Genomic DNA, 22,479 nt, shown 5'->3' on the forward strand with positions numbered 1-22,479 from the left:
CCATGAATTGGTTATCTCGAACATTTGCAGGAAATCGTAGCTATATAGGTATACCTATCATGCTACTGACTATTCTTGCTATGGTGATCCTTCCGCTGCCGCCCTGGTTGTTGGATATTCTCTTTACTTTCAACATAGTCCTGTCTGTGATGGTCTTGTTGGTTGCGGTATCAATAAGGCGGCCGTTGGAGTTCTCTGTTTTTCCGACAGTCTTGCTGCTTGCTACCTTGATGAGACTGACATTGAATGTCGCTTCCACTCGAGTCGTGCTGATTGAGGGGCATCAAGGGGGAGACGCTGCAGGTAGAGTGATCCAGGCCTTCGGTGAAGTGGTCATTGACGGCAATTATGTGGTCGGTGCGGTGATTTTCTTAATCTTGATGATCATAAACTTTGTGGTGATCACTAAAGGTGGTGAGCGCATCTCTGAGGTATCAGCTCGCTTTACCTTAGATGCCTTACCCGGTAAGCAAATGGCTATTGATGCCGATCTTAATGCTGGGGTGTTAAGCCAAGATCAGGCGAGACTTCGTCGTCAGGAAGTTGCCAGAGAGGCAGATTTTTACGGCTCTATGGATGGTGCCTCTAAGTTTGTTCGTGGTGATGCTATTGCCGGAATATTGATCTTAGTGATCAATATTTTGGGCGGTATTGCCATCGGTATGTTTATGCATGACTTAAGTGCAGGTGATGCCTTTAAGACTTATGCCTTGTTGGCGATTGGTGATGGATTGGTCGCTCAGATCCCATCTTTGTTGCTCGCTACCGCCGCAGCGATAATCGTGACTCGAGTTTCAGATGCTGAAGAGATGCCGGCTCAGCTCAGTAAGCAGCTATTGGCGAATCCTAAGACCTTGGCCACAGCATCTGTGATCATGGTCATTTTTGGTATTGTGCCTGGCATGCCAGCCTTGGTGTTTCTTCCATTTGCTGCTGTTTTAGGTTTTTCCGCCTGGAAACTGAGCCAGCGAGTAGAGGTTAGGCCTGAAGAAAAGATTGAAGAGAAACTTGAAAAGAGTCTATCAGAGCCATCATTGCCAAGCTGGGAAGCATTGCCTTTTACCGATCTCATTGAGGTGAGGCTTGGCTATCGTTTGGTACACCTTGTCGAGCGCAGCAAGGGAGCCGAGCTGCAGAAACGCTTAACAGGCATTCGGCGGACCTTGTCCGAGCAAGCTGGATTCTTGTTATCTGAGGTGCGTGTTCGGGATAATTTAGCCTTGGCACCTAATGCTTATCAAATTAATTTAATGGGTAACCCGGTGATCACCGCTGAATTAGAGCCCGAAAAGTTGATGGCAATTAAGAGTGGGCCTGTTTTCGGTGATGTCGATGGCATTATTACAAAAGAGCCCGCTTATCAGATGGATGCCCTTTGGATAGAGCCGGATACTAAGGCTAAAGCCTTGAATTTAGGCTATTCTGTCGTCGATAACGCCACTGTAATAGCGACCCATGTGAGTAAACTTATTCGTGAGTCTCTACCGGAGATGTTACAACACGATGATGTGATAGCACTGAGTGATCGCTTGGCTAAGCAGTCACCTAAATTGGCGGAATCACTCTCTACGGCGTTGACACCGATTTTACAGTTGAAAGTGTATCGACTCTTGCTCAAAGAGCAGGTATCCCTCAAAGATATTCGCACCATAGCCACGACTCTGCTCGATTGCAGTGAGGAAAGTAAAGATCCTGTGTTACTCGCTGCCGACGTACGCTGTGCGCTTCGTAGTAGCATATTGCACACTATTGCTGGTTCGTCGCAGCAGTTGAACGTCTTGACTCTGGCGCCTGAATTGGAACAGACCTTGCTCACGGCGCTTAATCAATCACAACAGCAGGGCAAGGTGTCACTGGACAGTTTCCCGGTGGAACCTCAGCTGCTTGCTCAACTACAGCAGAAGATGCCTCAGTTGCTGGCACAAGCCAAAGAGCAAGGTCACAGTCCTATGTTGCTCGTCTCGCCGCAGCTAAGGCCAATTCTGGCGCGATACGCCTTGGCCTTTGCCCGAGGGCTGCATGTCTTGTCATATAACGAGATCCCTGAGAGTCGTGAGTTGATGGTGGCAGGGCAGTTGGGCTAGCTTTGACTGCAAAGCATATGCTGGATACGTCCAGTTAGAACAAAGGGAGCCTAGCTCCCTTTTTTAATGCTGGTTGTGAGTGCTTGATTTTAGCCCGTGTGGTGTGAGGCTAAGAACTTAAGTAGTTTTTCTATGGCAAAGTTGCGACTTTCATCTTGCTCCATAAAGATTTCATGACGAGCATTGGGAATATTGATCAGTTCGCACAAGCCTCCTACACCATGATACTGAGCAAAGTTATCGACAACCGTGTCCTCATCAGCCTGAAGAATCAAAATTGGCGTCTTAGTTTCTTTGGCTGCTTTTACCGTTTTGGCACCGGCGTCGATAGATTCGACTAGCCAATGGTTGGTTGGCGAGCCAAGTTGTAGCTCTGGATGTTGCTGATAAAGCTTGCGGTAATCTTCATAACGCGCCTGGCTCTTAGTCAGATCATTCTTGGCGAACTCATCGCCGTGGTAGTCCTTACCACCCAATATATAGTTAGGCTCTTCACCCTGTTTGGTGTCTAACAGGTTTGCCAGCCAACGGATAAAACCTTTGCTTATGGGAAGTTTTATGCCGTACATGGGGGCTGAGAAAACGGCCGCCGTGAAAGTATTGGGATGCTTGTCAATATACAGAGTACCGATAGCACCGCCCATGGAGTGACCCACCAGAAAAACTTCTCGATACTGTCTAGGCGTCACCACTGTGTCGACAAATAAAGCAAAATCATCGACGTAGGTACTAAATTTATCGATATGTCCGTGATGGGGGTTGGCTGTGGTACGAGTCGATAAGCCCTGGCCGCGATGATCCAGTGCGAAAATACTGTAGCCTTGATTATAGAGGTCGAAGATAAGCTCTTTATATTTAAGATAAGACTCGATTCGCCCGCTGCTGATCACTATGGCTCGTTCACTGTCTGGGTGCTCAATATACATGTAGGCGAGAGAGATATTGTCATCAGTTTTTACTTCTGACTCTGTCACTCTACCCCAGAAAGCTTGCTGTTCATGGGTATTAAGTATCTGCTCAGAGGAGAGCGGCTTAGCTTGAAGGTTAACTTGATTATTCATTTGTGATTCGACGGCTATCGACATGATATCTACTGGGCTTATGTATGCTACTTGCCAGTGTAGCATAGAGTAAAAAGCCGCCGTGAATCACGAGTACCACTCTTAGGAGACCCAGATACTGGATACTCGTGATTTTGTTGGCTTAGTTATCTATTTTCTCTTTTTCTGAGGAGATAAAGTCAGCGACTTGTTGCTCCAGTACTGACATAGGCACAGAACCATTTTCTAAGAGGGCATCGTGAAAGGCTCTGATATCAAACTTTTCACCTAGTTCCTTTTCAGCCTGAGCACGCAGGCGTTTGATAGTAAGTTCGCCAATCTTGTATGACAGGGCTTGGCCTGGCCATGAGATGTAGCGGTCTATCTCTGTAGTGACGTTATGCATGGACAGAGCCGTGTTACTGGCCATAAAGTCCAGTGCCTGCTGTCGGCTCCAACCTTTCGCGTGCATGCCTGTGTCTACGACCAGACGAGCCGCACGCCACATTTCATAGGTCAGGCGACCAAAGTTACTGTAGGGGTCTTGATAAAAACCAGCCTCTAAACCCAGATACTCGGAGTAGAGTCCCCAGCCTTCACCAAAGGCCGAGATATAGCTATAACGGCGGAAGTTCGGCAGCTTGGTTAACTCTTTATTGAGCGAGATTTGTAGGTGATGACCGGGTACCGCTTCGTGTAAGGTCAGGGCCTCAAGTTCATAGAGAGGACGTTTATCTAAGGCGTAAGTGTTGACCCAGTAATAACCTGGTTCATCGTCTCGGTTAGAACCTGAGTAACGTCCTGTGGTGTATTTAGGTGCTATCTCGGCCGGGACGGCTTGAATGCCATATGGGGTTCTGGGCAACTTACCAAAGTATTTTGGTAGCATGGCATCAGCCTTCTTGGCGATAAAGGCCGCTTCCTTGAGTAATTCTTCGGCTGTTTTAGGATAGAACTGAGGATCGGTACGCAAAAAGTGTAAGAAGTCGGCGAAACTGCCCTCGAAACCGAGATCGTCGATAATGGTCTGCATTTCTGCTCGGATACGTTTTACTTCTTTGAGGCCGAGTTGGTGAACTTCATCGGATGTCATGTCGAGAGTGGTGTAGTAACGGACACGGTTTTCATAGAAGGCGACGCCATCGGGTAGGCTGGCACTGGCAATATCTTTGCGGGCTCCGGGAATGTATTCCTTGGTCATGAAATCATAAAACGCTTGATAAAGTGGCAGCACCTGCTGCTCTATGATTTTGCGGCCTTGCGCTGTCAACTCGTCTTTCTGAGCCTGACTAAAATGTTTTGGATAGTGAGTAAAAGGCTTGAAGTAGCCACTGTCTTCCACTGGAACCATAAAGGCGCTGATGCTGTCTTCGAAACCATCTAGGGTGACTCTTGGTGGTGTGATCCCTGAGTCTAATCCTTGCTTTAGCCAATAGGTCTGCTGAGCGAAGTACTTGGGTAGGTTTGATAACTTGGTAATATAGTGTTCGTAGTCTTGCTCAGTTGTGAATCTAGCCTTGGCAATAGAGGCGATATAAGCATGGAAACCACTCTCGGCTGTGATGGGAAGGTAGTGATCTTTATATTTATAGAGATCGATGCTGTTCTGTAGCTGATCTTGGAGGATCTGGGCATTGATCTTGTCCTCTTTCGAGAGGGTATCTCTGTTTAATCCCTTTAATGTGTTGAGCAGAGTTTGCTTACGGTTATTAATGTTATCTAATTTTTCCGGTGATAAGTCGGCTAGCTTACCCGCTGCGCTGGCATCACCTTCGGAAAATGCCAGTGAAGGACTGCTATCGAGTTGAATTTTCCAGTCGGCCTCAATAATTGATTTAAGCTTTAAATCACTCACTCCCGTTGTTAGTAGGCTTTCAGTAGATGTCGTAGACTGAGTGTGTTCTGTGGAGATAGCATTGATTTGGCAAGCGCTGAGAGAAATGGCGAGTAAACCGGAAAGCAAAAGCTTACGCATTACAGAGACCTTATTATTAATTATTATGCCTTGATTATGCCTCAGACTCGTTATCGAACGAAACTGTATACAAAAAAAGTTACAAAATATATACAGAATAAGGGAACAAAAAAGCCGACTAATTGCCGGCTTCTAAACAGATGATTTCTAGAGAGCCATTGAAACAGCTCTCATTGTCAATTAAATCACCCTTGAAAATTGCTGCTGGCGAGCCTTCTCTCTGTAATAGACATCGAAACAGATACAGATATTACGGATTAACAATCGGCCTGTTGGGCTGATGGTGATCTTTCTGTCTGTGATGTCGACGAGCTTGTCGTCGATGAAGGTTTGTAGCAGCATTAAATCTTCGGCGAAGTAGTCTTCGAAGTTAATCCCTAGTTTCTCATCGATCTGTACCATGTCTAAGTCGAAGTGACAGATAAGCTGTTTAATCACCACGCGGCGAATTTCATCGTCACGGTTTAGGCCACAACCTTTCCATAACGCATGACCATTAGCATCGATAGACTCGAAGTAAGGACGGATATCTTTCTGGTTCTGGGCATAGCAGTCGCCTATCTGGCTAATTGAAGACACACCTAAGCCTAATAGGTCACATTCTTCCTGGGTGGTATAGCCTTGGAAGTTTCTGTGGAGTCTGCCTTCGTTTTGCAAGATAGATAGTTCATCATCTGGCTTAGCGAAGTGATCCATACCGATATATTGGTAACCGGCACCAGTTAAGGTTTCAATTGTCTGATGTAGCATATCTAGTTTCTGTTGTGGTGAGGCTAGATCTTCATCTTTAATCTTACGTTGAGCCGCGAATCGAGAAGGCAGGTGAGCATAGTTAAAGACAGAAAGACGGTCCGGGTCCAGATCTAAGACTCGCTGCATGGTTTCTGCAAAGGTTGCTGGTGTCTGATGAGGCAGACCATAGATAAGGTCTATGTTGGTTGATACGAAGCCCAGCTCTTTGGCTTTTGCCATAAGATCGAAGATGAACTGCTCATCTTGCTCACGGTTGACGGCAATCTGTACCTTCTTGTTGAAATCCTGAACGCCGATAGAGATGCGGTTAAATCCGGCCTCTTTAAGCGTATCTAACATGGTGAGTTCAATTTCACGGGGATCGACTTCAATGGAGTACTCGCCAACTTCGGCGATATTGAAATTGGCCTTGATCAGCTCAGATAGCTTAAGGATTTGATCCGGACGCAGGAAGGTCGGGGTTCCACCGCCCCAATGGATCTGAGTGACGAGATAGTTCTTAAACAGAGGTGCACGTTTGATAATTTCTGCAGCCAGATACTCTAGGTACTGATCTGCTTTATGCTGGTGGCGAGTGATGACCTTATTACAGCCACAGTAATAACAAAGCTTGGCGCAATATGGAATATGTATATAGAGAGAAAGCTTATCACTCTTACTGTTCTTAATCGAAGTCAGCAGTTTGTCTTCGGTGAAGGAGTCATCGAATTCCAGCGCCGTCGGGTAAGAAGTATAACGGGGGCCGCTGTAATTATATTTTTCGATCATTGACTGATCCCAACTAATTTGGGTGGGCTGCTTCAAGGCGTGTCCTCCAGAGTAATAGTTAAGCAATATGTAAAGTATGCATGGTAATGGGTGAAATAACCTTGATCCATGTTGTATAAATTGAAGCTGAATAATTAATTTCAGGTGGGGAATATCCACGAAAGAGGGCGTTTGTCTGCGCTCTTATGAAATTTGGTGCACAGACTCACGGGATAGGACTATTTATACTTATGTAGGCTTTGCTTAGTAGGAGATTTTAACCGAGTTAATGTAGTGGACTTGGAGTAAAACTGGTTAGTTGTTTCGCTTCTTCAAGAATATCGGCTTCGAGTTCGGCTTCGGATCGCATGCGGGCAAAATCCAGCTTCATGCGTTGTTGCTTCTCCAGCTTTTTTCGTTGAGCCATGATGGGGTGGTCTTGGATCACCTCAAAATGTTTGAAAATAGCCGGATATTGAGGTTCTACTTGTTCTGATATAGATAAAATACTGAAAAGTTTAGCTATTCTCATTACGCCTTCTGAAAGTTCGCAGCGTTCTTCTAACATTGCTGTCGCAATGTAGCGGATGCTGTTCAAGTGCTCGTCTAGGCGTGCTTGGTTTATGTCTTTTAATTCTTGCTGATGCTTCTTTCTTTGGATGCTCTGCTTACGAAGCTTAAGCAACAAGACTGTGGCGTAGCCTGTAAGGGCGGTAATGATAATAAAAGCAATGGCTATAAGCGCAGTTGTCATGTCATGCCCTGTCGGTATAGAGGGCACCTAAATAGGTGCCGTTTCAATAGAGAACTAAGCGTTAATCTTTTTTCTGGTAGTCTTTTAACAGGTCTGCACCGGATTCAAACTTGTCCAACAAGTCGTCATCACTCACCGCAGCTGTAGACTGAACAACCTGGTCAAGATCATCTTCCTCTGTGATACCTAAGCGCTCCATGAGTGCTTCTATCTGATTCAGTGTTTTATTGAGCCACTTCTGATCGTCTTGGCTTAGATCTTTACCCTCTTCGAGCATATCGAGTAGTTGGTTTAGTCTTGGATCTTCTTCGAGCTTAAATAGTTTCTGCTCATCGGTCAGTTTTGGACCTTGCTCTTTCTTAGGGGCGATCACTTGGACCTGGCTTGGAAGATCAAGTTTTATTGCCTTCTTGCTGCCATGTCGTGGATCTTTCCTACTGGCTGCCGAACCATCTTTGCCACCGACAATATTTGAATTGTGACGGCTACCTGCCTTGTTTCCTGACTTTTTCTTTTTGCCTTCAAGAACACGCTCACTCTTCTTGGTTCTTGGAGATAACTTAGGCGCATTTTCATTGGCTTTACGGGTTTTCTTAGAGTGTGACATGGCTTTTCTCAATAACTGGTAATACAAATTTAGATATAAATGCGCTGATTACAGATCAATAAGCGAACTTTGGCCGCGTTTTATATCAGATCCTGATGGTTTTTGCACCAAGATGAGATCATTTGCTGCGAATAATAGCTTAAAACCTGCCTGCTCGGCTAGAAACTCGAAGGTGACAGCCTGATAAAAGCTGACATGAGTCAGGTTGTTCTTGTGATGCCACCTTTCGAAAGCGTGGATTTCGGTGAGTAATTTAGTATTTATTGCCAGCCAAGCTCCTGGTTTTAAAAGCTTACATAGCAGTGACCACTCCTTGAATGGGGAGCGGAAATGCTCGAATACCCGATAACAGCAAATAAAGTCATATTCTTGTTTGAGTAGGCTGTGGTCGGGGGAAAAGTAAGGATCATACTGGCGTAAATCATGTCCCTGAGCTTTGATTGTATCGAGTGTCTGATTGTCAGCTAATCGGCCAAAGTTAAGTCCGGTTAATGCTTGATCGGTTTCTTGGGCGATCTGCTGTATTAGGCTGAGTAAAAACTGCTTTAGGGGCTTTTGGTATTTGCTGGCGCTTAGTTGGTACCTTTGTCTCTCTACTTGAGGTGGGAGGTGAGAGTTTGCATCGGAGAATACCAAGTGACAGTGATGACAGGTGTAGATACTGCGTTTTCTGTCTTGATAAAATAGTGAGGTATGTTCGTTGTGACAAAGAGGGCATCTAAGCATATAGGTATGAATCTACTCACTATGGACAGAATAGTAATATTTGCCATAAAAAAAGGCGACAGTACGACTGTCGCCTTCAAAAAGTGTCAAAGACACCAATTCTTATTTCAAGTATCCGTACTTGCTATGCGACTTTCCCGGTCAATTTCCATCTTTTTTTAGTCTGCTTTCCATGCATGCTTATGTAGTTATTGGTCTTCCAGACGCTTTCTTAATATTCCTGAGTCTTCCTGACCACAGCTTCCGTAGATGGTCTTCATGACACATCACAATCCTATCGTCATCTTTGACGCCTAATGTAACCATCCATGTTAAGGTTTACTGTTGGTTTAGTGCTAGTGTTCTAAAACTGATACTAGGTATCGGCGGAACAACTTTCTCTAAACCTGCTAAGGGAGTGCTATTACAGCTAAATGGCCTTCCTAACCAAGTTCCTTACACAAATTATTCTGACCTGGACTTCAATCGAAATCACGACTCTTGTTATTTTTAGTGAGTGGTCTTAATTATATTATTGTTATTTAAAGTATTTATTCTTATATCTTAAATTTTCACTAAATACCGAAAACTGTAAGTTATTATTTAATATTTTATACAAACAGATGGGTTCATCTCGGTACGGGCTTAATTAAACCTAAATCTGTGATCACTGTCAAGTATGTTTTTGCGGTTAGTTTACGTAAAGGTAAACGTGATGATGTTAAAAAAGGTGGAGTGACCACCTTTTTTAACATGCTTAAAGTTACTTAAGGCTTGATATATATTTAGATAATGCTTCGATATCATCGCTGTTAAGTTTGTTAGCGATGTCTTGCATCATGCCATTTAAGTCGTTGTTACGATTTGTATCGCTAAACTTGTTAAGCTGTATTTTGAGGTAGTTGGCATGCTGACCACCGATATCAGGGAAACCTGCTAGCTCAGTACCCGCACCTTCAGGACCGTGACATGCGATACAAGCGGTAATTCCGCGAGTCACGTCGCCACCCTTGTAGAGTTGCTCGCCTAGAGCCGGTATATCTTTTACTTCGACTACAGCTTTAGTCTGTGAAGAGTAGTATGCAGCGACATCTTCGATATCTTGGTCGCTGAGCATGAGAGCCATACCACCCATGATAGGATCGTTACGACCCTCTTTACCGCCTGTTTTAGCCGCACTACGGAAATCATGTAGCTGCTTAATCAGGTAGGTAGCTTGCTGTCCAGCAAGTTTTGGGTACATGTCTATCATGCTGTTACCATCAACACCGTGACAGGCAGAACAAACAATTGCTTTAGTTTTTCCCGCTTCAGCATTGCCTTCAGCCATTGCTGGTGAAGAGATACAGGCTAAGACTGATAGCGCAAGAGCTAACTTTTTCATGGCGTTCCAACTTATTGTTAAATTTTTTTGTCCTGAGCTTACTAGCTGAGCCCGCAAGCGTGATAAAATACTACTTATGTGATCGGGGTAATATTTTACACGAAATTGTGAAAATGTAAGCAACTCTTCGATATTTATAGTGCAAAACCTAATATTTTTGGAGTCAGTAGTGACTGAATCTCGTATTGATTTTCGTAAAGCCAAGTTTTTAATCAGTGCCCCCGATATCGCACACCTTGATGAGTACTTACCTGGAGATGCTGGAATCGAAATAGCCTTTGCAGGGCGTTCGAACGCGGGTAAGTCTAGCGCCTTGAACCTTCTTACAGATCAAAAGAGTCTGGCACGAACCAGTAAGACACCGGGAAGAACTCAATTAATCAATGTGTTTGAATTGGATGAACATCGCAGGCTAGTTGATTTGCCTGGTTACGGTTTCGCTCAAGTGCCACTTGCCCTCAAGAAGAAATGGCAGAAAGCACTGGGTGAATACTTACAGGAGCGTAAATGTCTAGGTGGTATGGTGGTCTTGATGGATATCAGGCATCCATTGAAAGATCTCGATATGCAGATGATCGAATGGGCCGTCGAGAGTGAAATTCCTGTGCTAGCCCTGTTAACTAAAGCCGACAAGATGAAGCAGAGTGAGCGTATGAAGATGGTCAATGAAGTCAGAAAGCATCTGGGTGATTTTGATGATCGGGTTAAGGTGGAGCCATTCTCTTCACTTAAGGGTATAGGTAAGGCCAAGGTTTTAGGTATTTTAGATACTTGGTGTCACCCTCAATGGTTGGTTGATGCATTAGCCGAAGATGAAGTTAATGAATCCGAGGACGAAAGTCCTGCTACTGATTCTGCAATTTAGGATTAAAGCTTACTTTTAAGCCGAAAATCATCAATGAAATAGCGTCTTCCATTTTTATTTTGGTAGGCGTTTTTTTTGGATGTTTTTCTACTGGGAGAGTATTGGTAAGTTGAAAATTAGGCAAAAAAATAGCCGACGGAATAACCATCGGCCCAATTAGCTCTTTTGGGGAGAAGCTAAATTCAACAAGACTCAAGCGTCATTAAGATAGACTCAATGACTCTTAATAACGACAGCATAGCGCGAATCTAATCGGATTTAAAGTAAATGCTCTAAAATTTATTTTGGGCGAAAAAAAGCCCCAGCAAAATACATTGCTGAGGCGCCATAATTTGGCTGTCCATTTAAAAAATGAACTAAAAAGGTTTGAAAGATAGAACATCTTAACCTCTGTACCCTACGCAGGGGATAATACCCCATTGGACGTTATTAGGAAAACAGTTTTTTATAAAAGGCATCAATAATGTGACCTATATCTAACGTTTTCGTAGTGAAAATGTTATTTTATGATCCATAATTATCATTATATTGATTGAAATTGAATCGCTTAGGGGGCTGGGCGTGATAATTCATCATATACTGATCTTTTATCAACATTTCGTGTATTTACTTGAGTGAATTTAGTTGGTTTACTGTTTTTCAAGGCGGACACTCGTTCTTTTTAGTCATGGGACGATGAAAAGATGAGGAGTAGAAAGTAAAAAGCCTTCGATTTATATCAAAGGCTTCCTAGAGAGGGGGTTAATGATGCCAACAAGGACTAATGAGCCTGTTCCCAGTTATCACCTATTCCAGCTTCTGCAAGGAGTTCGACATCCAGGCTGACCGCATCGGCCATTAGCTGACAAATTTTCTCCTGCATTTCAACCGCCTTATCGCTGTCGACTTCGAACACGAGTTCATCGTGCACTTGCATGATCATGTCGATCTCACCTTGAGTCTCGGTAGCAATCCAATGGGCTATGTTGATCATGGCCTTCTTGATGATATCGGCGGCAGTGCCTTGCATAGGCGCATTAATCGCTGCTCGCTCAGCTGCCTGGCGTCTCATGGCATTCCTATCTTTAATCGCTGGTAGATATAGCCTGCGACCATAGAGCGTCGAGACGTAACCAAGATCTGCCGCTTCTGCGCGAGTCTCTTCCATATACTTGAGCACACCCGGGTAACGTTTAAAGTAAGTGTCGATATACTTTTGAGCCTCAGGGCGAGGAATATCTAATTGCTTAGCGAGGCCAAATGCTGACATGCCATAAATGAGTCCGAAGTTTACCGCTTTGGCGCGACGGCGTTGTTCCGTAGTGACTTCATCGAAGTCCACATCGAATACTTCGGCTGCGGTTGCCCTGTGAATATCTTTACCGGCGGCGAAAGCTGTGAGTAATCCCTTATCTTGAGACAAGTGAGCCATGATGCGCAATTCGATTTGTGAGTAATCTGCTGCGAGTACCTTCTTGCCTTCACGTGCGATGAATGCGTGACGGATTCTGCGACCCTCTTCCGTACGAATTGGGATGTTTTGCAGGTTAGGCTCGCTGGAAGAGAGACGCCCAGTAGCCGCATTGGCCTGATGATAACTCGTGTGCACTCGGCCACTCTGAGCATTGACCATGAGGGGTAACTTGTCAGTGTAGGTGCTCTTTAGCTTAGCTAAGCTTCTGTGTTGGAGTATGATCTTGGGTAGCGGATAATCTAAGGCTAATTCGACTAATACTTCTTCGGCAGTGGAGGGGGCACCTTTAGGTGTCTTCTTAATAATGGGATAGCCCAATTTCTCGAAAAATAGTGCTTGAAGCTGCTTAGGTGAACTTAAATTGAATTTCTCATCGGCGATTTCGAAAGCTTGTTGCTCTAACTCATCTATGCTTCTGGCGAGCTCTTCACTCTGTTGCCCTAGCATCATGCTATCTATTAAAACGCCTCTGCGCTCAATATCTGACAGTATTTGAATGAGTGGCAGCTCAATATCGGTAAATACCGAAGCCAGTTCCGGCTCTTTCTCTAATCTTGGCCATAAATGATGATGCAATCTGAGGGTAATATCGGCGTCTTCGGCTGCGTAAGGAGCCGCGGTTTCTAGGTCGATTTGATTGAAGGTCAGCTGTTTGACACCTTTGCCTGCAACCTCTTCGAAGCTGATATTTTTGTGACCTAGGTATTTAAGTGCCAGATCATCCATGTTGTGCTTAGATGCGACTGAATTGAAGACATAGGACTCGAGCATAGTATCGAAGGCTATGCCTTGCAGCTTAATGCCCACATTGGCAAAAATACTGATGTCGTATTTAAGATTTTGTCCTACTTTTTTTAGCTCGGGATTTTCCAGTAGAGGCTTGAGTTTTGCTAAGGCTTCAGCTTGATCCAGTTGTTCTGGTGCATCTAAATAGTCGTGGGCTAATGGAAGATAGGCTGCCTTGCCCGCTTCTATTGCGAAGGAGATACCGACTAATTTGGCTTCCATATAGTTGAGACTGGTGGTCTCAGTGTCTATGGCGATGAGCTCTGCATTGGCGAGTTTATCTATCCAAAGATCCAATTCTTCATGGGTATATATAGTGGTGTATTCGGTTTTTATATCTTGCTTAGAAGTTTCTTCATCGGCTGTATCTTCACCTTTACTCGAGCCAGATTTATTATCGAGTACTTCGGCCAACCAACGTTTAAATTCCATTTCACCGAAACATTTTATCATTTCATCTCGGTCTGCCGGCTTGATATTGAGCTCTTGCCAGTCTTGTTCGAGTTCGACATCTAACTTAATCGTTGCCAGCTCATAGGATAACTTGAGTATATCGCCGTGCTCGGCAAGCTTAGCCGGCATGGTCTTAGCGCCTCTGAAGCCTAGTTCAGGCATCTTTTCCGGAGCGGCTAGGATCTTATCTATGCCGCCAGCACCGGTTAGCATGGCTACGGCTGTTTTCTCGCCTACACCAGGAAGCCCGGGAATATTATCGGCCTTGTCACCCTGTAGGGCTAATAAGTCGATAATGAGCTCGGGTCCGACACCAAATTTTTCGGTGACTTCCTCCGGTCCCATGATGGTATTGGTCATTGTGTTGATCAGCGTGACATTCTCATCGACGAGCTGGGCCATATCTTTATCGCCAGTACTGATAAGTACGGCTCTGCCCTCTTTACTCGCTTGGGTTGAGATTGTGCCGATAACATCGTCCGCCTCGACTCCGGAAATACATACCAGAGGCAATCCCATAGCACGTATTATTCTATGGAGAGGTTCTATCTGAGTGCGAAGATCATCTGGCATAGGCGGCCTCTGGGCCTTGTAATCTTCGTACATGTCGTTACGGAAGGTTTTACCTTTCGCATCGAAAACTACCGCCATTTGAGTCGGTTCATACTGGTTGAGCAGGCTGCGTAACATGTTAATTACGCCATAAACAGCGCCGGTGGCTTCACCCTTAGAATTGGTAAGATGTGGTGGTGCATAATAGGCACGATAAAGATAGGAGGAGCCATCTACTAGAACTAACGGATTTTCGGCAATTTTAGGCATAATTTAGGTTTCGATTTAGGTTTCGATTTAGGTTTCGAGAGCTGTGAATGGCTCTGATTTTGAGTGCATTTTTGATATTGACGCTAGCATGCCACAGAAGGGGAATTTCAGCCACGGCAAATAACACACGACCTGTGGATAAGTCTGTGAGTTAAACTTTTAATCTGTTGAGGAACTTGCTAATACGGTAAAAACGATAGGGTTGTAACCTGTTGATTTTAAGGTGAAACCAAAAAAAGTGTGAACTAGACATTAGTTTCTTGAAAATCATCCTAATTTGTGGACTTAATTATTTCTCTGTCTTTCGAGACTCAACTCTTGGCTAAATATTCAGCGCTTGGTAAAGTCGATGCACTAACTTAGCACGAAAAATAATCGGATCAAGGGCTTTGTTGTATTCCTGTTAAAATAAAAAGATATATGGAGATTAGTTTTAATGAAAAAAATAGCAGTCTTATTGAGTGGCTCCGGTGTATTCGATGGTAGTGAGATACATGAATCTGTTTTAACTATGTTAGCGCTTTCAAAGCTGGGCGTGGAGTACCAGTGTTTTGCGCCTAATATTTTACAGATGCATGTGGTTAATCATCTAACTGGTGAGGTGGAAACTAACCAGAGTAGAAATGTTTTAGTGGAATCTGCTCGTATCGCCAGAGGCGAAATAAAGGCGACCGAAGAGCTTGAACTTAGTGAGTTTGATGCCTTGATCATACCAGGAGGCTTTGGGGCCGCAAAAAATTTATGCAACTTTGCTACTAATGGTAGTGATTGCGTTATTGCCCCGGAAGTCACAAATTTTATTAATCAATTTGCCGATAGTAAGCAGCCGGTTGGTTTTATCTGTATCGCACCGGTAATGATACCCCTCTTATACGGCGAGGGCGCCATAGGCACTATAGGCAATGACAGCGAGACTGCCCAAGCCTTTAACTTGATGGGAGGCGTGCATCAGGAAGCTGTAGTTCAGGATATAATAGTCGATGAGGTCAATAAGGTGGTGAGTACTCCAGCTTATATGCTGGCGGGTAATATCGTCGAAGCGAGTATTGGTATCGAGAAGCTAGTGAAGAAAGTGATAGAGATGGTATAAGGCTCTAGATCCTAGGGACTAGAACCTAGGATCTGCTAACTGTTTATTCTTTTACTATCAATCCAGCCTTGCCCCAGTCCGACGAGTAAGCCGCCGACATGTGCACCATTGGCGATTGAGAGACCGAACATATCGGTAAATCCAAACACTAACCAGATAAGCAGGAAGCCCATGTAGGCCGGGGGCAAGCCGATACCTAATTCCGGGCGTCTAGTGCCCATGATCCAGGTGTAACCGACAACGGCGTAAACTACACCGGATAAACCCCCGAAGTTTGGCCCACCGACGAAGTACTGGATGATATTAGGCAAGGTTCCCGCAACTATGAGTAGAGTGAGTAGCGGAGTCAGGCCTAATTTATTCTCTATTTTTCCTCCCAGAGACCACCACCAGAGCAAGTTAAAAATAATATGCAAGGCGGAGAAGTGCAGTAGACTTGGGGTAAATACTCGCCAAAACTCACTCAGGCTAGATCCGGGAACGGCATTAAAAAATGACAGGTATTGGTATATCGGCTCGGCAAAGCCCAGGTTAAACCCTGCAAACACTAAGATGCAGATGAAAATGATGCCCAAGGTTAATGGGCCTGCACCAGTAATAAATTGTGTGACCAGTTGCAGAGAGGGGGAACCGTAGTCTAGTTTCAGCTTGCTATCACCATTATCCCAAGAAGCCTGCAAATATTTAGGATCGTGAGGGTTGTGGATAAATCGTTCAAATTCTTGTCTGGCACGAATACTGTGGTGGTCGTTGAGCACACAAACACTGACGCCCTGTTCAGTAGGCAAGATCTTACACTCAATCTTCTCGCCTTTAAGGTAATCGATCAGCGCTTGAGCCGCTCGCTCATTGGGGAGCCTACCTATTTCTACCATAGCGTATCCTTTATTGGTTTATGCGTGAGCTTCGTGCCAAGCTTGATAGCCGCCATCTAGACTATAAACATCATCGAACCCTTGCTCGCCTAAGTATTGAGCCGCCCCTTGGCTGCTGATTCCATGATAACAGACAACAATAAGAGGTTGATCCATATCTGCTTCTGCTACAAAACTAGCGAGGTTTTCGTTATTGAGATTGACTGAGCCTTCTACATGACCCGATGCAAAGCTGGCTGCATCGCGAATATCTACGATCTGAATATCTGCATTACTCTCAGAGAGCTGAATCAATTGATTGACGCTAAAATGTTGGAAGTTAGACATAGAACCTTACAGCAAAAAATGAGGATATAGATTAATTGTGCGATAAGGGGCCGCAATAGTACAGCCCCTTAGCACTATGACAAGAAGTTAATCCCAGCTGAGGATAACTTTACCTGATTGGCCCGAACGCATGGCGTCGAAGCCTTGCTGAAAGTCATCGACTTTGTAGTGATGGGTAATGATAGGTGAGATATCCAGACCCGATTGGATCAGGCTCGCCATCTTGTACCAGGTTTCGAACATTTCACGACCGTAGATGCCTTTGATGATCAATCCCTTGAAGATAATCTTGCTCCAATCGATGGCCATGTCATCGCCTGGAATACCTAGCATGGCGACTTTTCCGCCATGATTCATGGTATCTAGCATAGAGTGGAATGCACTCGGTACACCAGACATCTCCAGTCCGACATCGAAGCCTTCTGTCATACCAAGTTCAGCCATGACATCTTCCAGCTTCTCTTTAGCTACATTGACCGTACGAGTCGCGCCCATCTTCATTGCTAGCTCGAGTCTGTATTCGTTTACGTCGGTGATCACCACATGGCGAGCACCAACATGACGACATACTGCGGCGGCCATAATACCTATAGGACCCGCTCCGGTGATCAATACATCTTCACCGACTAAGTCGAAAGAGAGTGCGGTATGGACGGCATTGCCGAAAGGATCGAAGATAGAAGCAAGATCGTCTGAGATATCATCGGGGATTTTAAACGCGTTAAATGCTGGTATAACTAGATATTCTGCGAAAGCACCATCACGATGAACACCGACACCTGAAGTGTTACGGCATAGGTGAGTTCGACCCGCACGGCAGTTACGACAGTGGCCACAGGTGATGTGTCCTTCACCTGAGACGCGATCGCCAATGGTAAAACCACGGACTTCCTGGCCTATTTCGACTATTTCGCCCACATACTCATGTCCAACAATCATAGGTACCGGAATGGTATTTTGCGACCAGGTATCCCAGTTGTAGATATGTACGTCGGTACCGCAGATGGCTGTCTTGCGGATCTTGATCAATAGATCGTTATGCCCCAGCTTTGGTTTAGGTGCATCGACCATCCAGATGCCTTGCTCAGGCTTTAACTTGCTTAATGCTTTCATTTAAATAATACCCATCTCTTTAGCGATGCGAGTAAATGACTCGATAGCCTTATCTAATTGCTCTTTAGTATGAGCTGCAGACATTTGAGTGCGGATACGTGCCTGTCCCTTAGGAACTACAGGGAAAGAAAATCCAACCACATAGATGTTCTCTTCGAGTAGACGATTAGCGAAGTCACCAGCCAGTTTAGCATCACCAATCATTACTGGAATGATTGCGTGATCGGCGCCGCCTAAGTTAAAGCCGGCTTCAGTCATTTTTTCTCGGAAATAACGGCTATTTTCCCAAACTGCTTCACGCAGTGCCTGACCTGATTTTAGCATCTCGAGCACATGGATAGAGGCGGTGACAATAGAAGGAGCTAAAGAGTTAGAGAATAGGTATGGGCGTGAACGCTGGCGTAACCAGTCTACGACCTCTTTCTTCGCCGCAGTGAATCCACCTGACGCACCACCGAGTGCCTTACCTAAGGTGCCCGTGATAATGTCTACGCGGCCCATTACTTCACAGTATTCGTGAGTTCCTCGGCCATTTTGACCGATAAAGCCGACGGCGTGGGAGTCGTCGACCATGACTAGTGCGCCATATTGATCGGCAAGGTCACATACACCTTTAAGGTTGGCGATAACGCCATCCATAGAGAACACACCATCTGTGGCGATCAATATGTTACGTGCACCTGCTTCTTTAGCTGCCTTAAGCTGCTCTTCGAGGGCTGCCATGTCGTTGTTGGCGTAACGGAAACGTTTCGCTTTACAAAGACGCACACCGTCGATAATCGATGCGTGGTTCAGGGCGTCAGAGATGATGGCATCTTCCGCACTAAGCAAGGTCTCAAATAGACCTGCGTTGGCATCGAAACAAGATGAATAAAGAATGGTGTCTTCCATGCCCAAAAATTCGCTGAGGCTAGCCTCAAGTTTCTTGTGTATGTCTTGGGTGCCACAGATAAATCTGACCGAAGCCATACCGAAACCATGATCGTTTAAACCGCCTTGCGCAGCCTTGATCAGTTCAGGGTGATTTGCTAAACCAAGGTAGTTATTTGCACAGAAGTTCATTACTTCTGCATCATTAACCCGGATTTCGGTCTGCTGAGGAGAGACTATTATGCGCTCGCTCTTATATAAGCCTTCGGCTTTCACTTCAGCAAGTTGTTGATTGATCTGGTCGTAGAATGAGGTCGTTGCCACCTGAATTCTCCTTAATTAGCATTATTTTGAGTATTGGAGTGGCGGCATTTTAACCTTAAAGCTGCTCGCCCTACAGCCTTTTTTTTACCCGTGATAGCAAGATGAATTAGTTTAGGGCTAGTGATGTTTTCACATCAACAAAACTAATCCGTAACAAATGAAGGGAGTCTGGCTGTTATATCTATTTAAGCTGTGATTGTAGAAGGGATTGAAAAGCTAAGATGGCGTTATTGTGATTAACATTTTGGAGAGAAATAGCGCCGACAATGAGTCGGCGATATGCGTTTTAGGCTAGTTCTTCGACTGGAGATTGGGCTAATTCTTGGTAATGCTGCTCGAGTCTGACAAATGTTGAGCGTGAATTTGGTGTCGAATAGGCCTTAGATAACATCAATATTCTCAGCAGTCCTTCGTAGAGTGAAGATTTAGTGATTTTTATATCTGGAGAATGGGTCTGTTTGTAACTGATCCAGAAACAGACGATCATTCTGATGGTTTCAGCCAGAGGAGGGATCTCATCTTGCTCGATAGCTATTACACCATCTTGCTCGAGTTTACTCAGGACATGGCTGCTGCGAGCGAGTACTTGTTGCTGAACCTGCAAGTATTGCCTTTTTAGTTCATCATCACGGCTCAATATATCTGTGAGGTTGGCATACATGAACCTAAATTCCCACATGGCATAGAAGATGGCATCGAAGTAGCCTATCAAGAGATCGATATTGACGGGTTCGCCTTCATAAGGTTGAAAGCTAGTCTCAAGGTGACTTTCGTAAAGGGAGAAGATAGAGCGAATAATGTCCTCTTTATTACGGAAGTGGTAATAGAGGTTGCCTGGGCTTATGCCTAGGTGGGCGGCGATATGATTGGTGGTGATAGTCCTTTCACCATGCTCGTTAAACAGCTCCAGGCTGGCATGTATAATTTTATCGCGGGTTTTCATCTTCGTCCTAATGGCATTTTACTTAATAGCTTAGTTGACAAACATACTAGCACTGAGGGAATTCATCAGGCAAAACTCATTTGTTAGATACTGTAATATTGGTTGTAGTAAGTGCGTCAGATGTAAAGGATATTAGGTGAGATGAAAAGAATCGCTGAACCGACCAGTAATTCTAACTGCTCTTTTGTAGCTCCCAGGCTATATAGGGTTAAGTTGTAGGCATCGTGATGGCAGCTTGAGTGCTAGAGACTTGTCCCGTGACATTATCACTGGGTTTAGTGCTGTGATAGCATTGCATATTCAACTGCCAAATATTTTAAGTACCTGATCCTATGAATCGTTTTTGCTATTCCGCCTTGCTATATCTGTTACTACCGTTGTTGGTGTTGTATTTAGCCATACGTGGGATAAAGAGCGTTGATTATCGAGGCCGATGGGGTGAGAGGTTTGGCCTGACATCGCTTAGGCAAAGCGATCTGTTAATTCATTGTGTGTCCATGGGGGAGACATTGGCGGCAGTGCCCTTGATTAAAGCGATTCAGAAAGTATTTCCCCAGTTAACAATCACTGTGACGACCACTAGCCCTACCGGTTCGGCCGAAGTGATAAAAGCCTTTGGTGATAGTGTGCAGCACTGCTACTTACCCTTCGATATCTCAATCTGTGTCAGGCGTTTTCTCAAACAGGTCGCGCCTAAATCTTGCATCATCATGGAGACAGAACTCTGGCCTAATCTGGTTCATCAGGCATCGAAGTCTGGAGTGAAATTGATGTTGGCGAACGCCCGTTTATCTGAAAAATCGGCGAGAAAATATCGAAAACAAACCACACTGACCTTGCCCATGTTACATAGCCTAGATCGAATAGCGGCTCAATCAGAGCTGGCTGCGGCGCGTTTTATCGATTTAGGCGTCAAACCAGAAAATATCAGTGTCTGTGGCAGCCTAAAGTTCGATATCACCATATCGGCAGATAACATTGAGCAAGCAAAAGCATTGCGCCGGGAGTGGCAGAAGATCGATTGTCCTATTTGGGTTGCAGGTAGTGTGCACCCTGGGGAGTTCGAAGCGATCTTGAATGCTCATCGTCAGGTTTTAGCGGATAAGCCTGATACTTTGCTTATCATGGTCCCCCGGCATCCAGAGCAGTTTAATGCCGCCGCAAGTAAGATTTCTGATGCTGGATTAAATTTAGCTCGTCGAAGCTTAAATGAGTCAGTCCAGTCAAATACTCAAGTACTATTAGGCGATACTATGGGGGAGCTACTCACCTTCTATGGCGCCGCGGATCAAGCCTTTGTCGGTGGCACCTTGATCGATAACGGTGGTCATAACCCATTGGAGCCTGCAGCATTGGGCCTACCGGTATTCGTTGGTCCACAGCATTGGGATTTCGCTGAAATAGCAGGTTTGCTCGAAAGTGCCGGAGCATTGAAGGTAATTGCTTCGGGTAGTGAACTCGCCTGTGAGTTGATAGGTAAGTTCAATGATAGCTCGGCCTATGAAGCTGCCAGCGAGGCTGGGCTTAAGGTAGTCACCGCTAATAGAGGCGCGCTGAAGCAGCAGTTTGAGCTGGCGAAACAGTTGATCGACTCACAAGAAGGGAGAAAAATTCATTAGTGATTAGGTTAGTCCAAATGCTACTTTGGTAGCGGTAGGCTCTGCCGAAGGATTAATTAGCTAATACTAATGAATAGTTCGACCTAAGGTTTCGAGTAACCTTTCATCAAGCTTTGCCAGTCAGATTCGGTGAATGCCAAAGAAGGGAGCTTTCCCTTCTCCTTGTTGAACGAGCGCAATAAGCGTTCAAGGTTTGCACCTTGCCATTTAGCATTTGGCGCTCGAACCTCTCCTCTATCGAAATCGATAAGATAGAATTCATCATCTGTGATGAGAATATTCTTGGCATTGAGATCGGCATGATAGACACCGCGTTGGTGAAACTTACTTATGCAGTGGCCTAATTGTTGCCACTGATCGTCCGTCATGACTTCTTTGCTTAGCTTGGCCACCAAATCTTGTGCACCTTCAACTCGCTCGATGATGATATCGGCGCGATAGTACAGGCCGCTACGCTCAACATTGGCAGCGATGGGTCTGGGCACGGCAAAGCCTTCATTAAAGAGTTGGGTCAGTAGAGCAAGCTCAGCTACGGCTCGGGTCTTGTGTAATCCAGTGAACAGATATTTATCTTTGCTTAACTTCTCTATCAGACCGCCGCGATAATAGTGACGTAATACCCATTCACTCTCTTTATCTGCCGGCTCTTCATTCTGAGGCGCTTGGAGAGCTGGTTTCACAAACCAGGTGGTATAGCGCCCTTTCGATGAGCCTGTGACAGCCGATTTTTCTTGCCAGAAACTAACATCGAACCATTCAGTGGTGCTTGCTTGTGCGGCGGTTACGCAATATGCGATAGCGCCTCGGCTGGTCTGCTTTATCTGCATGGTTATCTTGGGTTGATCTGCTTGAACATTAGCTGGCATAAAATCTGACTTAAGTGATTAAAA

At 45.0% G+C, this 22,479-nt stretch carries 18 protein-coding genes; 4 read left to right on the forward strand and 14 right to left on the reverse strand.

The features are described from left to right. The first annotated feature begins 2 nt into the window (after positions 1–2). Positions 3–2,084 (forward strand): flagellar biosynthesis protein FlhA, encoded by a 2,082-nt coding sequence (gene flhA, locus sps_RS00645; protein WP_077750710.1) that lies wholly within the window; start codon positions 3–5, stop codon positions 2,082–2,084. A gap of 89 nt (positions 2,085–2,173) precedes the next feature. On the opposite strand, the gene sps_RS00650 is transcribed toward flhA, so the two are convergent. The 7 genes from sps_RS00650 to sps_RS00680 all read right to left on the reverse strand — a co-directional run bounded on the left by sps_RS00650 (position 2,174) and on the right by sps_RS00680 (position 10,049). Then, positions 2,174–3,169, reverse strand: coding sequence for an alpha/beta fold hydrolase (locus tag sps_RS00650; protein ID WP_077755503.1), 996 nt, complete (start codon positions 3,167–3,169; stop codon positions 2,174–2,176). A gap of 118 nt (positions 3,170–3,287) precedes the next feature. Further along, entirely contained in the window at positions 3,288–5,099 is a 1,812-nt protein-coding gene (locus tag sps_RS00655) for a DUF885 domain-containing protein (protein WP_077750711.1), read from the reverse strand. 180 nt (positions 5,100–5,279) lie between these two features. Further along, positions 5,280–6,656, reverse strand: a complete 1,377-nt coding sequence (hemN, locus tag sps_RS00660) for an oxygen-independent coproporphyrinogen III oxidase (protein WP_077750712.1) — start codon at positions 6,654–6,656, stop codon at positions 5,280–5,282. A 229-nt stretch (positions 6,657–6,885) separates the two neighbouring features. Then, positions 6,886–7,353, reverse strand: a complete 468-nt coding sequence (locus tag sps_RS00665) for a DUF2489 domain-containing protein (protein ID WP_077750713.1) — start codon at positions 7,351–7,353, stop codon at positions 6,886–6,888. 61 nt (positions 7,354–7,414) lie between these two features. Then, positions 7,415–7,960, reverse strand: a complete 546-nt coding sequence (yihI, locus tag sps_RS00670; RefSeq protein WP_077750714.1) for a Der GTPase-activating protein YihI — start codon at positions 7,958–7,960, stop codon at positions 7,415–7,417. A 48-nt stretch (positions 7,961–8,008) separates the two neighbouring features. Next, the gene (locus sps_RS00675) at positions 8,009–8,686 is read right to left on the reverse strand and encodes a methyltransferase domain-containing protein (RefSeq protein WP_077750715.1); all 678 of its coding nucleotides are present in this window, start codon (positions 8,684–8,686) and stop codon (positions 8,009–8,011) included. Positions 8,687–9,428: 742 nt separating this feature from the next. After that, the gene (locus sps_RS00680; RefSeq protein ID WP_077750716.1) at positions 9,429–10,049 is read right to left on the reverse strand and encodes a c-type cytochrome; all 621 of its coding nucleotides are present in this window, start codon (positions 10,047–10,049) and stop codon (positions 9,429–9,431) included. Between the two features lie 169 nt (positions 10,050–10,218). Here sps_RS00680 and yihA point away from each other — a divergent pair, with 169 nt between their 5' ends. Next, positions 10,219–10,914: a ribosome biogenesis GTP-binding protein YihA/YsxC gene (gene yihA, locus sps_RS00685; protein ID WP_077750717.1), complete on the forward strand. Its 696-nt coding sequence runs from the start codon at positions 10,219–10,221 to the stop codon at positions 10,912–10,914. 760 nt (positions 10,915–11,674) lie between these two features. Here the strand turns inward: yihA and polA are convergent. After that, complete coding sequence (gene polA / locus sps_RS00690) at positions 11,675–14,428, reverse strand: DNA polymerase I (protein ID WP_077750718.1); 2,754 nt, start codon at positions 14,426–14,428, stop codon at positions 11,675–11,677. Positions 14,429–14,864: 436 nt separating this feature from the next. On the opposite strand from polA, the gene elbB reads away from it, so the two are divergent. Further along, entirely contained in the window at positions 14,865–15,518 is a 654-nt protein-coding gene (gene elbB, locus sps_RS00695) for an isoprenoid biosynthesis glyoxalase ElbB (protein WP_077750719.1), read from the forward strand. Between the two features lie 35 nt (positions 15,519–15,553). Here elbB and glpG read toward each other — a convergent pair whose 3' ends face one another. The 5 genes from glpG to sps_RS00720 form a co-directional block, all read right to left on the reverse strand. Beyond that, entirely contained in the window at positions 15,554–16,393 is an 840-nt protein-coding gene (gene glpG, locus sps_RS00700) for a rhomboid family intramembrane serine protease GlpG (RefSeq protein WP_077750720.1), read from the reverse strand. An 18-nt stretch (positions 16,394–16,411) separates the two neighbouring features. Continuing rightward, a complete protein-coding gene (gene glpE / locus sps_RS00705; protein WP_077750721.1) occupies positions 16,412–16,720 on the reverse strand; it encodes a thiosulfate sulfurtransferase GlpE in 309 nt (102 codons plus the stop codon). 87 nt (positions 16,721–16,807) lie between these two features. Further along, entirely contained in the window at positions 16,808–17,833 is a 1,026-nt protein-coding gene (gene tdh, locus sps_RS00710) for an L-threonine 3-dehydrogenase (RefSeq protein WP_077750722.1), read from the reverse strand. Then, positions 17,834–19,027, reverse strand: coding sequence for a glycine C-acetyltransferase (locus sps_RS00715; protein WP_077750723.1), 1,194 nt, complete (start codon positions 19,025–19,027; stop codon positions 17,834–17,836). Between the two features lie 286 nt (positions 19,028–19,313). Continuing rightward, a complete protein-coding gene (locus sps_RS00720) occupies positions 19,314–19,970 on the reverse strand; it encodes a TetR/AcrR family transcriptional regulator (protein WP_077750724.1) in 657 nt (218 codons plus the stop codon). A gap of 332 nt (positions 19,971–20,302) precedes the next feature. On the opposite strand from sps_RS00720, the gene waaA reads away from it, so the two are divergent. After that, a complete protein-coding gene (gene waaA / locus sps_RS00725; protein WP_077750725.1) occupies positions 20,303–21,589 on the forward strand; it encodes a lipid IV(A) 3-deoxy-D-manno-octulosonic acid transferase in 1,287 nt (428 codons plus the stop codon). A gap of 83 nt (positions 21,590–21,672) precedes the next feature. Here the strand turns inward: waaA and sps_RS00730 are convergent, their stop codons facing one another. Then, positions 21,673–22,416, reverse strand: a complete 744-nt coding sequence (locus sps_RS00730) for a 3-deoxy-D-manno-octulosonic acid kinase (RefSeq protein WP_077755504.1) — start codon at positions 22,414–22,416, stop codon at positions 21,673–21,675. Positions 22,417–22,479 lie beyond the last annotated feature (63 nt).

Origin of the sequence: Shewanella psychrophila, from assembly GCF_002005305.1 — a bacterium.
Lineage (GTDB): Bacteria > Pseudomonadota > Gammaproteobacteria > Enterobacterales > Shewanellaceae > Shewanella > Shewanella psychrophila.

What these genes read in the sequence shown, in the direction of transcription:
- sps_RS00730 (WP_077755504.1), bottom strand. Translation starts at nt 22,416, where the DNA reads ATGCAGATAAAGCAGACCAGCCGAGGCGCTATCGCATATTGCGTAACC.
- sps_RS00680 (WP_077750716.1), bottom strand. Translation starts at nt 10,049, where the DNA reads ATGAAAAAGTTAGCTCTTGCGCTATCAGTCTTAGCCTGTATCTCTTCA.
- sps_RS00665 (WP_077750713.1), bottom strand. Translation starts at nt 7,353, where the DNA reads ATGACAACTGCGCTTATAGCCATTGCTTTTATTATCATTACCGCCCTT.
- sps_RS00675 (WP_077750715.1), bottom strand. Translation starts at nt 8,686, where the DNA reads ATGCTTAGATGCCCTCTTTGTCACAACGAACATACCTCACTATTTTAT.
- waaA (WP_077750725.1), top strand. Translation starts at nt 20,303, where the DNA reads ATGAATCGTTTTTGCTATTCCGCCTTGCTATATCTGTTACTACCGTTG.
- elbB (WP_077750719.1), top strand. Translation starts at nt 14,865, where the DNA reads ATGAAAAAAATAGCAGTCTTATTGAGTGGCTCCGGTGTATTCGATGGT.
- polA (WP_077750718.1), bottom strand. Translation starts at nt 14,428, where the DNA reads ATGCCTAAAATTGCCGAAAATCCGTTAGTTCTAGTAGATGGCTCCTCC.
- yihI (WP_077750714.1), bottom strand. Translation starts at nt 7,960, where the DNA reads ATGTCACACTCTAAGAAAACCCGTAAAGCCAATGAAAATGCGCCTAAG.
- flhA (WP_077750710.1), top strand. Translation starts at nt 3, where the DNA reads ATGAATTGGTTATCTCGAACATTTGCAGGAAATCGTAGCTATATAGGT.
- glpE (WP_077750721.1), bottom strand. Translation starts at nt 16,720, where the DNA reads ATGTCTAACTTCCAACATTTTAGCGTCAATCAATTGATTCAGCTCTCT.
- sps_RS00650 (WP_077755503.1), bottom strand. Translation starts at nt 3,169, where the DNA reads ATGTCGATAGCCGTCGAATCACAAATGAATAATCAAGTTAACCTTCAA.
- sps_RS00655 (WP_077750711.1), bottom strand. Translation starts at nt 5,099, where the DNA reads ATGCGTAAGCTTTTGCTTTCCGGTTTACTCGCCATTTCTCTCAGCGCT.
- tdh (WP_077750722.1), bottom strand. Translation starts at nt 17,833, where the DNA reads ATGAAAGCATTAAGCAAGTTAAAGCCTGAGCAAGGCATCTGGATGGTC.
- glpG (WP_077750720.1), bottom strand. Translation starts at nt 16,393, where the DNA reads ATGGTAGAAATAGGTAGGCTCCCCAATGAGCGAGCGGCTCAAGCGCTG.
- sps_RS00720 (WP_077750724.1), bottom strand. Translation starts at nt 19,970, where the DNA reads ATGAAAACCCGCGATAAAATTATACATGCCAGCCTGGAGCTGTTTAAC.